At 64.3% G+C, this 11654-nt stretch carries 7 protein-coding genes; 3 read left to right on the top strand and 4 right to left on the bottom strand.

Annotated features, from left to right (window positions below; all coding sequences use genetic code 11):
• The first annotated feature begins 2 nt into the window (after positions 1-2).
• Positions 3-467, top strand: a complete 465-nt coding sequence (locus OH491_RS27175) for a hypothetical protein (RefSeq protein ID WP_068772757.1) — start codon at positions 3-5, stop codon at positions 465-467.
• A 92-nt stretch (positions 468-559) separates the two neighbouring features.
• Positions 560-2566 (top strand): heavy metal translocating P-type ATPase, encoded by a 2007-nt coding sequence (locus OH491_RS27170; protein ID WP_068772758.1) that lies wholly within the window; start codon positions 560-562, stop codon positions 2564-2566.
• A gap of 532 nt (positions 2567-3098) precedes the next feature.
• On the opposite strand, the gene OH491_RS27160 is transcribed toward OH491_RS27170, so the two are convergent.
• The 3 genes from OH491_RS27160 to mnmA form a co-directional block, all read right to left on the bottom strand.
• The gene (locus OH491_RS27160; protein WP_342750781.1) at positions 3099-3773 is read right to left on the bottom strand and encodes a hypothetical protein; all 675 of its coding nucleotides are present in this window, start codon (positions 3771-3773) and stop codon (positions 3099-3101) included.
• Between the two features lie 388 nt (positions 3774-4161).
• Positions 4162-6765, bottom strand: coding sequence for a DEAD/DEAH box helicase (locus tag OH491_RS27155; protein WP_068772759.1), 2604 nt, complete (start codon positions 6763-6765; stop codon positions 4162-4164).
• A 117-nt stretch (positions 6766-6882) separates the two neighbouring features.
• Positions 6883-7989 carry a tRNA 2-thiouridine(34) synthase MnmA gene (mnmA, locus tag OH491_RS27150; protein ID WP_145929074.1) on the bottom strand — a complete coding sequence of 369 codons (1107 nt, stop codon included), beginning with the start codon at positions 7987-7989 and terminating at the stop codon, positions 6883-6885.
• 142 nt (positions 7990-8131) lie between these two features.
• Here mnmA and OH491_RS27145 point away from each other — a divergent pair, with 142 nt between their 5' ends.
• On the top strand, positions 8132-9151 hold the full coding sequence (locus OH491_RS27145; protein ID WP_068772761.1) for an Atu2307/SP_0267 family LLM class monooxygenase: 1020 nt from the start codon (positions 8132-8134) through the stop codon (positions 9149-9151).
• Positions 9152-9155: 4 nt separating this feature from the next.
• On the opposite strand, the gene OH491_RS27140 is transcribed toward OH491_RS27145, so the two are convergent.
• Positions 9156-11564 carry an alpha-amylase family glycosyl hydrolase gene (locus tag OH491_RS27140; RefSeq protein WP_334319680.1) on the bottom strand — a complete coding sequence of 803 codons (2409 nt, stop codon included), beginning with the start codon at positions 11562-11564 and terminating at the stop codon, positions 9156-9158.
• Between the last annotated feature and the right edge of the window lie 90 nt (positions 11565-11654).

Raw genomic sequence — 11654 nt, 5'->3', positions numbered from 1 at the left:
CCATGAAAACACCACGCATCACCATCCTCGCCCTCATCAGCGCGCTCGCCCTCGCGACCGCGCTCCAAGCCAAGCCGATCCCCGGCCCCAAGGGAGGGCGCATCGTCACCACCGAGGCCCCGCACGTGGAGTTCCTCGTCGCGGAAAACCGCGCCGTCACCGTGTCATTTTATGACGCGGCGCTGAAACCCGTCGAGCCCGGCTCCCGCGTCGTCACCGCCGTCGCCGAGGCCAAGGCCGGCAAGGTGAAACTCGACCTCGCCCCCGGCAAGGACGGCGCGCTCGTCTCGACCAAGCCGCTCCCAGAAGGCGACGGCTACACCATCGTTCTGCAAGTGCGCGACAACGCCGCCGCAAGGCCCAGGAACTACCGCATCACCTATCACGACGAAGTCTGCGGCGGGTGCAAACGCGCCGAATATGCGTGCATTTGCGAGGATGCGGGCGGCGACGGACACAAGCATTGAACCGCAGGACGGCATGAAAACAATCATCGCATTTATCCATCTGCCGTCAAAAGCGCGACATTCCCGGATAGTTGGCCCATAAGACTATCTCCATGAGCCAGACCAAACACGATGAAAACTCCGGCCACGATTCCGGCGGCGGCCACGATTCCGGCTGCTGCTGCGGGCATGACCATTCGCCGGAAGGCGTTGGGGCGGTGACGATCAGCCTCGCCGTGTCGGGCCTGCTCACCGGCGCGGCGCTGGCCGGCCATGCGATGAACTGGCTGCCCGAAGGCGCGCTCGCGTTCGTCGGCATTGCGGCGATGTTATCCGGCGGCTGGTTCCTGCTGCCCAAGGCGTGGGCGGCGATCCGCCGTCTGCGCCCGGACATCAACCTCCTCGTCGTGCTCGCCGCCGCCGGCGCGTCGATCATCGGCGAATGGGTCGAAGCCTCCGCCGTGGTGTTCCTGTTTGGCGTGGCGGAGTGGCTCGAAGGCTGGGCGGACCGCCGCGCCCGCCGCGCCACGGCGGCCCTCCTCGAACTCGCGCCTAAAAACGCGCTGGTCAGGCGCGACGGGCGCTTCGTGGAGGCGCCGGTAGAAACGGTCGCGGTCGGCGAGGTCGTGACCGCCCGCTCCGGCATGGGTATCCCGCTTGACGGCCAGGTTGTCTCCGGCGAGTCCGCCGTCAACCAAGCGCCGATCACCGGCGAATCAGCGCCGGTGGACAAGAAGCCGGGCGACACCGTCTTCGCCGGCACGATCAACGGCGAGGGGTCGCTGGAAATCAAAGTCACGAAGGCAAGCGGAGACACCACGCTGGCCCGCATCATCCGCCTCGTGGAGGAGGCGCAGGAACAGAAGGCGCCGACCCAGCGCTTCGTGGATGTGTTCGCGCGCTACTACACGCCGCTGGTCGCGCTGGCCGCGCTGGTGGTGTTTCTCGTTCCGCCGCTGCTCATGGCCGGCGAATGGACCGCGTGGCTCTACCGCGCCTGCGTGATCCTCATCATCGCCTGTCCCTGCGCCCTGGTCATCGCCACCCCGGTCGGCATCGTGGCCGGCCTGACCGCGCTCGCCCGCCGTGGCGTCCTCGTAAAAGGCGGCGCGCACCTCGAAACCATCGCGCGGCTCAAGGCGATCGCGGTGGACAAGACCGGCACCATCACCGAGGGCAAACCCACGGTGCAGGCCGTGGAGCGAAGCGGCGCCGCCTCCGACGGGGAGATCCTGCGCATCGCGGCGGCGATCGACGATCACTCCGCGCACCCGCTCGCCAAGGCCGTGGTCGCCTGCGCGAAGGAGCGCGGCGTCGCCTTCCCGCGCGCCGGGAACTACCAGAACCGCCCCGGTCGCGGGGCGGAGGGTGTCGTTGACGGGCGCGCGTGTTTCGTCGGCAACCACCGCTTCGCGCACGAGCTCGGCGTGTGCTCGGAGGACCTGGAGCAACGGCTCGCCGCCATCGAGGGCGAAGGGGTGTCCGTCGTCGTGGTCGGGCACCGTCCGCTTGACGGCTGTCGCGGCGGAGTGCTGGGTCTCCTCGCGGTCGGCGACACGCTGCGCCCCCGCGCGAGACAGGCGGTCGCCGACCTGCACGCGGCGGGCGTGGAACAGATCGTCATGCTAAGCGGCGACAACCAGCGCACCGCCGGCCACATCGCCCGCCAGGTCGGCATCGACGAGGCGCGCGGCGACCTGTTGCCCGACGACAAGGTCGCGGCGGTGAAGGTGCTGCGGGAAAAATACGGCGTCGTCGCCATGGTCGGCGACGGCGTGAACGACGCTCCCGCGATGGCGACCGCCAGCGTGGGCATCGCGATGGGCGCGGCCGGCGCCGACGCCGCCATCGAGACGGCGGACATCGCGCTCATGCGGGACGAACTGGGCGGGATTACCGAGACGATCCGCCTCGGACGGAGGACCATGTCGATCATCTATTTCAACATTGCCTTCGCGCTGGGGCTGAAGGCTCTGTTCCTCGTGCTGACTCTGCTGGGTCACGCCAGCCTGTGGCTCGCCATTCTCGCGGACACAGGCGCCACCCTGCTCGTGGTCGCCAATACGCTCCGGCTTCTGCACGCCCCAAAGACGGCCGCCGCGATCCCCGGGGCCGGATAGAGCATTTCCCGTTTATTCTGACACCTGTAGGGCGCGACCTTGTGTCGCGTCGCGGGCACCAAACCGGCCTGACACAAGGTCAGGCCCTACGGGGGCATGGTTGACTCACGACAGAATAAATAGGAAATGCTCCAGCCTCACACAGCCTGCAAATCCAGCAGGCACTTCCGCCCTGCGTATGCAAATGGGGTTAGGCTTTTAAATTTATATGCTGAATCGCAAAAAACAAGGCCGACACCCGTGGAGCGGCCTCTTATTTAACCACACTTCAGTGCGAGCACTGACCTAAACATACCAAGAAAACAATAAAGAAAATAGCTGCAAGAGGCCCGTATATAATCAAATCACCGCAACCACGATTGCGTGTCAAAAAAGAATCTTCTGTTGTGCGGACCCGTTGCGGTGCTTGCGGTGTTTGCTGCTGAATTGGACGTATCGGATGACCACATTGCGGACACGCCACTGCTTGGTCAGAGACTTGCTTCTGGCAGTCAGGACAAGTGATGAGTGGCATAACTTATTGTGGTGTATTCTATTTTTTTTCAGAAGCTTTAGCAATAGCCTCTGTCACTGTTTGTATACCAGTTGGAGAAAATAAAACAGTTACGGAACTTTCGCTATATGGCGTCACGCGAACGACCAAAGAATCGACTGCGCCCAATTTCTTCAAAAAATCGTTCACATCACCAGGAGTAAACATAGCTTTATGATCTGTAGATATAGACCACTTTTGATTTATAGGATTTTCCTTTCCGAAACGCAACGTCACATCGATGTCATCTGACCCCAGAAAGGTATCATAAACAATATAAGCACTGAGATCTCCTTCTTTATAGCGCACAATTAGAACTGGCTTATCCATGCCAAAGCGCACTTTTACAGGCGTGTCCGCTTCAAGGGAGCCAATCACTGTTTGCGAATCATCAATAGGAGAAATGTCCACCTTGATTCTCCACTTTCCGTTTGTTTCTAACCTAGTATTCGATACAGGGCTTAACTTATATTTCACGGCTATGGCATCGTATGCAGCCAGTCGCTCAATGCTATTCGGTATAACTGCGGCTACTGCGATTTCTTTTTTTATGTCTTCTTGGGCAACTAGTCCTGTGGTTAATATCAGGCAAACGATGATGTGTCTCATATACTTTTGGCTAAAATGTAAGGCCAAACTAAGTTTGGTTTTTGCAGGATGAGTCATGGTAAGCATGATTGCAGTAACCCCATGGCAGTCAATGTCATTTTGAGTTCAACTTGGTTTTTGATGCAGGCGGATTAAAAGCGGCCCGGCACGCACGTGGCAGACGGGCTGGGGGATCGGTTGTGGCTTTGGGCGTGGTTTATTGCCCGGTGCCGACAAGCAGGCGTTCCAGTTCGCGGACGCCTTCCGATGCGCCGCATTGCAGATGGCAGATACCGCCCGCCGCCGATGCGCACGGAGGGTTCTCCGCTATTTTCGATGGCTGAAAACAACCAATAAAATAGCCACAAAGAGGCACAAGAAATCACCCAATCCTGTGCCTCTTTGTGGCCATCGAAAGCAAACTGGTCATTCAAAATAGACAGGAACCCGCACGGGATCGGTTTTATGTCAGGACTTACAAGGGGGTGACGGCTTCGAGGCGCAGGACGGGGCGGGCGGCGGCGCGGGTGGCGGGGAGGTCGAGGGTGAAACGGACTTCCCAGTCGTTTTGATCCTCGGGGTCGATGAGGACTTGGGCGAGGTGGAGCTCGGCGGTGTCGCGCGCGCGGAGCGCGGCTTCGTCCTCGAGCCAGTGCGTGTGTTTCGCGGAGCGGCCTTCGGGGTCGAGACGGAAACGCGCGCGGGCTTCGAAATAGGGCGCGAAGAGGATTTCGAGGCGGCGCGCGGCGATTTTTAGTTGTTGCTCGCGGTCGGGCGGGATGTCGGTTGCCCGCGCCTCTTTTTCGGCGGCGGAGTCGTAGTCGCGGGCGGCGATGTCTTGCAGGAAGGACAGAATCGAGGCGCGGACCTGGCGGCGGAATCCGGCGGCGTCGCGCGTGATGTCGTAGTTCGACGGGCGCGCGGGCTTGTCGGAGGCGGCCTCGGGTGCGATGTAATCAGGATCGCGCAGACGTTCCCATTCCTCGAGGAGACTGGAGTCGATGCCTTGGATGAGTTCGCGGAACCAGGTTTCCATTTCGAGGACTTCCTCTGTTTTCGCGGTGTCAGGGACGGTCTGGGCGAGGACTTTGTAGGTTTGCGAGAGATGGCGGAGGAGGAGCCCCTCGGAGCGTTCGAGCCCGTATTCGCGCACGTAGGCGGAGAAGGATTGGTAGCGCTCATACATCTCGCGCGCGATGGATTTGGGGCGCACGTTTTCGTTTTCCACCCAGGGGTGCGTGGCGGCGAAGCGGTTGAAGGTGTCGTAGAGAAAATCGCGGAGGGGCTTGGGGTGTTCGAGTTCTTCGAGCTTGGCCATGCGTTCCTCGTAGGGGATGTCGGCGGCTTTCATGCGGGCGAGTTCGTCGGTCTTCAGGCGGTCGAGCTGGCGGCGCAGGATGGTGTCGGGGTCCTCGACAATGGATTCGCAGAGCGTGAGCACATCGAAGGCGTAGTCGGGCGAGGCGCGGTCGAGGAGCGGGAGCGTGTCGATGAGGTAGAGGGAAAGAGCCTGGTGCAGGGAAAAGTCGTCCTGAAGCTCGATATTGACGCGGAGTTTGCTGCCAGTGGGCGCGGGCGGTTGTATCCATCCTATGATACGGCGTTCGAGGAGGGAGCGGAAGAGCTGCCAGACGCGGCGGAGGTGGGCTTTTTTGCGGGCGGGCGGCTCGTGGGAGTCGGCGATGAGGCGGCGCATGACGCGGCAGCCGTCGGCGTCGCGGCCGAGCACGTGGAGGAGCATGCCGTGCGAGACGGCGAAGCGCGACTGGAGCGGCTCGGGCGGGGCGGTCATGAGTTTTTCGAAGGTCCTCGCGTCCCAGCCGGGCGTGCCTTCGGGGGCTTTTTGTTTCGCGGGCGGTTTCTTTTTTCCGCCGGAGGATTTCGCGGCGGCGGCCTTGGCCTCGGCGAGTTTGTTGGCGATGATGTGCTCGGGCGCCTGGACGACGACGTGGCCGACGGTGTCGAAGCCCTTGCGTCCGGCGCGGCCGGCAATCTGGCGGAAGTCGCGGACGTTGAGGATGGCGGCTTTCTGGCCGTCGTATTTCCAGAGTTTGGTGAAGACGACGGTGCGGATGGGGACGTTGATGCCGACGCCGAGGGTGTCGGTGCCGCAGATGAGCTTGAGGAGGCCGCGCTGGGCGAGCTGCTCGACGAGGATGCGGTAGCGCGGGAGCAGGCCGGCGTGGTGCACGCCGATGCCGTGGCGCAGCCAGCGTTTCATGTCGCGTCCGTAGGGGCTGTTGAAGCGCACGGATTCGAGCGCGGCGGCGAGGGCGGCTTTCTCGTCGCGGGTGCAGACGGCGAGCGAGGTGAGATCCTGCGCGGCCTCGGAGGCTTCGCGCTGGGTGAAATAGACGAGGTAAACGGGCGCGCGCCGGGTGGCGAGGAGATCGGCGACGCGCTCGTTGAGCGGGGTTTCGCTGTATTCAAACTCGAGCGGCACGGGGCGCCGGTCGCCGCGGATGGTGACGGCGGGCGCGCCGGTGAGGCGGGTGAGCTCGCGCTCGATGAAGGCGGTGTCGCCGAGCGTGGCGGACATGAGGAGGAAGCGGGCGCGCGGCAGGGTGAGGAGCGGCACCTGCCAGGCGACGCCGCGCTCGGGGTCGGAGTAATAGTGAAACTCGTCCATGATGACGGCGCTGACGGCGTCGGCGCGCGGGCCGCCTCCGAGGGCGATGTTGGCCAGAATCTCGGCGGTGCAGCAAAGGACGGGGGCATGCGGGTTCACGGAGGCGTCGCCGGTCATCATGCCGACGTTTTCGGGGCCGAAATCGCGGCAGAGGGCGAGGAACTTTTCGTTGACGAGGGCTTTTATCGGGCAGGTGTAAACCGAGCGGCGGGGCGCGGCGGGCGCGTGGGCGCAGAGTTCCTTGAAGTGGAGCGCGGCGGCGACGAGGGATTTGCCGGAGCCGGTGGGCGTGGCGAGGATGACGTTGGAGCCGGCGAAGAGTTCGAGCACGGCCTCCTCCTGCTCGGGGTAAAGCTCCATGTGGCGTTCAGACATGACCGCGAGGAAACGCGCGAGGACGGCGTCGGCATCGGCTGTCGGCGGTAGAGGAGCTAGCGGAGCAGGTGACATGGAAATCGGGGTCGCTTGGCGACCAGCTTAAGTTGAAGTGAGGAAGCGAGGCGAGGAGGCGAAGGTTCGTTCTTAAACTTAAACTTCAAACTTAAACTGGCCGCGCAGCGGCCCGCCCTAAACATAAACCCCGCCGCCCAGCAGGCGCTCGCCGTCGTAGAGCGCGAGGATCTGGCCCGGAGCCAAGGCGCGCTGCGGCTCGCGGAAGCGGATCGTCGCGCTGCCTCCCCCGCCCTCGCCCGCCCCGTTTTCCTCGTCGGGAATGAACTCCAGCGCCACCCGCGGATCGCGGTAACGCACGCGACCCTCGATCCAGCGCGACCCGGCGACGGGCTTCTCCACCCAGCTCAGCGAATGCACACGCACCTCGCTGGTGAACAATCCCGGCGCCTCCGGCCCGTCAAACGCGACCAGCAACGCGCGATCCTCCGCGCGCTTTCCCACCACCACGTAGTTTTTGAAGTCCGTGTTGGACGGGATGCCGATGCCCTTGCGCTGGCCGATGGTGTAATAATGCAGTCCGCGATGCGCGCCGAGCACGCGCCCGTCGCCCGCCCGCACGACCGGGCCCGGCTCGTCGGGCACGTATTGCCGCAAAAAATCCTGCATGCGCACCTGCCCGATGAAGCAGATGCCCTGGCTGTCCTTTTTCGCCGCCGTGGCCAGCCCGGCCTCCGCGGCGATGCGGCGAAGCTCCGGCTTCGGCAGGCCGCCGATCGGGAAGCGCGCCGCCCGCGCCTGCTCCTGGCCGAGCATGGCGAGAAAATACGTCTGGTCCTTGTTCTTGTCCGCGCCCTCGATGATCGAGCACGAGCCGTCCGCGTGCTCCACGCGGCGCGCGTAATGCCCGGTCGCGACGGCGTCGAAGCCGTGCTCCCGCGCCCATGCCAGGAAAACGCCGAACTTGATCTCGCGGTTGCACATCACGTCGGGGTTCGGCGTGATGCCGTTCTTGTATCCGTCCAACAAATACGCCACGACGCGCCCGCGGTATTCCTCCATCAGGTTGACCACGCGGAAGGGAATCCCGATCTGTTCCGCGACGGCGCGGGCGTCCTCGATGTCCTGCTGCCACGGGCAGTCGCCGATGACGTTGTCCTCGTTGATCCAGTTTTTCATGTAGGCGCCGGACACGTCGAGGCCGGCGCGCTTGAGCACGAGCGCGGCGACCGAGCTGTCCACCCCGCCGGACATGGCGACCAGAATTTTTTCAGATGCAGACACGCGGAAAAGCACGCCGGAGGGCGGGCCGCATTGTCAATCCCGCACACCAAGCATCTCCTTTACGCAAAAATGCTCGCAAAACAGTCGCGCTTGGTTATGTCATTGGTCCTGCGCGACAAACCGTGGCGCGGCCTTTTCCATCATGCAAATCGGAGTGGACAGTTTCGTATCAACCGCGCATGGCGGTCCTCCGGGCGATGCCGCGCGTGTGCAGGAGTTGCTGGAGCAAATCGAGCTCGCCGACCAGGTCGGCCTCGATGTGTTCGGGGTCGGCGAACACCATCGTCCGGACTATGTGTCCTCGGCGCCCGCCGTGCTGCTCGCGGCCGCGGCGGCGCGCACCAGGCGCATCCGTCTCGCCAGCGCCGTGACGGTGCTGAGCTCGGACGATCCCGTGCGCGTCTTCCAGCAGTTCGCCACGCTCGACCTGGTCTCGCACGGGCGCGCGGAGATCATCGCGGGACGAGGCTCATTCACCGAATCGTATCCGCTTTTCGGATTCGACTTGGACGACTACGAAGAGCTTGCCGCCGAGAAGCTGGAGCTGCTGCTGAAAATCCGCGCCGGGACGCGGGTGCGCTGGTCGGGCCGCCACCGGGCCGCGCTTACCGGCCAGGGAGTCTGGCCGCGTCCGCTGCAAAACCCGCTGCCCGTGCGCATCGGCATCGGCGGCTCCCCGCAGTCCGCCATCCGGGCCGGCGCGCTAGGCCTGCCGCTCACGCTCGCCATCATCGGCGGCCAGGCGGCGCAATTTCGCCCGGTCCTGAATTTATACCGCGAGGCCTGGCGCAAATCCGGTCATCCCGGCGAAACGCTCGACATCGGGATTCATTCCCTCGGCTTTCTGGCCGATGGTGCGCCGGAGGCGCGCGACATTTTCTGGCCGGCCTACCGGGATGTGTTCGGGCAAATCGGCCGCGAGCGCGGCTGGCCTCCGCCGACGCGTCCGCTGTTCGACGCGCAATGCGCCCCTGCCGGCGCGTTTCTGGTCGGAGATCCCGAAGCCGTGGCGGAAAAGATCCTCGCCGAGAGCCAGGCGCTCGGCGGCATCACGCGCATGACGCTGCTGCTGGACAACCGGGTGCTGACGCACGCGCAACTCATGCATGCCATCGAGCTGCTGGGCACTCGGGTGGCGCCGCTGGTGCGGAAGGGCGCGTGAGCCTTCAGCGTTTCCCCGCGCCTTCGTCGATCCAGAGCGCGCAACTGAGCGGCGGGAACTGCATGCGGCTGGCCACCGGCATCCCGAAGCGCACGCCGCGCCCGTGGAAGAAATGCTCCTGGTCGGCAAGTTGCAGCCATTTGCCGGCCGCCACGTCCTCCGGGATTTCCATGTCGACATCGTGCGGCGACGGGTTGACGGCGAAGAGCAGGCGCTCGCGTCCGAGGCTGTGGTCGGCGTTGTAGAGCGTGACGGCGGCGCCGGAGCCGTTGGCGAAAAAGAAGCGGAAAAAGCCGTCGCTCGCGCGCGAGTAGTGGCGCAGGAGGCGGCCCGAGTCGCCCAGGCGGAACGCGATCCAGTCCGCGAAATACTCATGCGTCGCCGGGAAACGCCGGATGCGCCGGTAGTCGAGCGCGTTGAGGTCGCCGCGCTGGTAGGTGTTGTTCACGCCGCCCTTGGAGCGCAGGAAATCCTGCCCGGCCGAGAGCATCGGGATGCCGACCGACATGAAGAGCACGGCCGCCATCAGGTGCGTGCGGCGGCGGTCGTTCGCCGTGGGCGTGGCGCCGTCGTTGTTCGGGTTCTCGGTGATGACGTCGAGCCAGGCGCGGTCGTCGTGCGACTCGGTGTAGTTGACGGTCTGCGCGGGCCATTTCGCGAAATGCCAGGGGGAGCCTTTCAGGAAATACTCGTAGGTCTCGTGCGTGCCCCCGCCGCGCACGTAGTCGCGGAGGAAATTCCTGTATCCATCGTTCCATGACGCCCAGCCGGTGTCGCGCAGTTCGCCGGCGATGTGCCCGCGGAAGCTCCAGGGCTCGGCGATGAGGATCACGTCGGGTTTCACCCGCTTGAGCTCCAGCTCGATCTCGCGCAGCACGTCCACGCCGAGCAACTCGGCGAGGTCGAATCGAAAGCCGTCCACGCCGTAGCGCTCGACCATGAAGCGGCAGCTGTCGGTGATGAGGCGCCTCGCCATCGCGGCGTCAGCGCGCAGGTCGTTGCCGCAGCCGCTCCAGTTCGAGAGCGTGCCGTCGCGGTCCTGGTGGAAATAATAATACTGGTCCACCATCAGCAGGTGCGCGGGGTCGCCGACGTGGTTGTAAACGACATCGAGGATCACCGCCATGCCGCGCTTGTGAAACGCCTTCACGAGATCCTGGAACTCGCGCACGCCGGACGCCTGAGAGGGCTGGAGCGCGTAACTGCTCTCGGGGGAGAAGTAGTTGCACGTCATGTAGCCCCAGTGGTATTCGGTCATCTCGCGGTTGTCGAATTCCTGGACGGGCTGGAGCTCGACCGCGTTGACCCCGAGCTGATGCAGGTAGAACTCCTCGCTTTCCACCCATTTGCGCAGGCCGGTGAAGCCGCGGCGCTCCTCGTCGGCGAGCTTGATCGGAGCCCTGGCCGTGAGATCGCGCACATGCGCCTCGGCGATCACGAGATCCTGCCACGCGGGCGTCCTGAAGCTGCGGTCGGGTTTCGGCCAGCGCCCGAGATCAACGACCACGCCCGGCCCCATGCGGTCCACCGTGGCGAGCGCGTAGGGGTCGAGGATGCGCTGCGCGGGATCGAAGCGCCCGAGTTCGTTTTTCGGGCCGTCGATGTGATACCAGTAATACCAGCCGGTGAGCTCCTGCTCGAGCGCGACCTCCCACACGCCGTCATCGCGGCGCGAGAGCGGATAACGATGCGGCGAATTCTCATAGGCGAGGTCGTTGCACAGGCAGAGTTCCACGCGGCTCGCGCGCGGCGCGAAAATGCGGAACAGCGTCTCGCCCTGCAGCACGATGGCGCCGAGGGCGACGTCGCTCTGCTGGCGGAAAAAATACTCGCCCGGGCGGAGCGTCACGCCGTCCTCGTTTTGCCAGCGCACGCGGATGTCGGCCGAGAGATCGACGGGCTCGTCCAGCGTGAACGCGAACAAATGCCGCCCCGTGCGCTCGGGGATGATCTGGAAATTGACATTGCCCGCGTCGTCGCGGGCGGCGTTCGGCGCGTCATAGGGCACGGGCAGCCAGACATGCCCGCCGGTGACAAACTTGAACCGCATCGGCGGCGCGCCGAAAAAACGCTCGGCGCGGCCGCACCACATGAACACGTCCGCGCCATCGAGCCTGGTCAGGTGCATGCGCCATTCGTCGCTGCCGACGGCGTGCTGCCAGTTGTTGAAATCGCCCGCCAGATAGACGGTCACGCCCGGCTCGCGAAGCTGGCGGTGCTGGTCGAGCCACAGGTAAAAAAAGATTTCGCCCTTGACGCCGACGTGGTAGCCGCTGCGCCGCGCGAACAGAAACTCGGGGATCTTCAGCAAGGTCGCCATGCGCGGCCCGTCCGCGCCAAGCGAGAGCGGCGGCATGGCGCGCGCCTTCCAGTCGGCGGCGAGTTCGACGACGCCGCGCCTGGATGTTTCCATCCACGCTTGAATGATCTTCTTTTCGCGGCTGCGTGTCGGCATGAGCAGGCGCATCATTCAACAAGCCCCTCCCGGCTCAAGACGGAAAAC

Source organism: Termitidicoccus mucosus (assembly GCF_038725785.1).
In the GTDB taxonomy this organism is placed as follows: domain Bacteria; phylum Verrucomicrobiota; class Verrucomicrobiia; order Opitutales; family Opitutaceae; genus Termitidicoccus; species Termitidicoccus mucosus.
The sequence above is the reverse complement of the archived record's forward strand: the minus strand, read 5'-3'. Positions and strand labels throughout refer to the sequence as shown.

Bases quoted from the DNA above. Each gene is read 5' to 3' on its own strand.
- OH491_RS27175 (WP_068772757.1), top strand. From the start codon at position 3: ATGAAAACACCACGCATCACCATCCTCGCCCTCATCAGCGCGCTCGCC.
- OH491_RS27145 (WP_068772761.1), top strand. From the start codon at position 8,132: ATGCAAATCGGAGTGGACAGTTTCGTATCAACCGCGCATGGCGGTCCT.
- OH491_RS27170 (WP_068772758.1), top strand. From the start codon at position 560: ATGAGCCAGACCAAACACGATGAAAACTCCGGCCACGATTCCGGCGGC.
- OH491_RS27160 (WP_342750781.1), bottom strand. From the start codon at position 3,773: ATGCTTACCATGACTCATCCTGCAAAAACCAAACTTAGTTTGGCCTTA.
- OH491_RS27155 (WP_068772759.1), bottom strand. From the start codon at position 6,765: ATGTCACCTGCTCCGCTAGCTCCTCTACCGCCGACAGCCGATGCCGAC.
- OH491_RS27140 (WP_334319680.1), bottom strand. From the start codon at position 11,564: ATGGAAACATCCAGGCGCGGCGTCGTCGAACTCGCCGCCGACTGGAAG.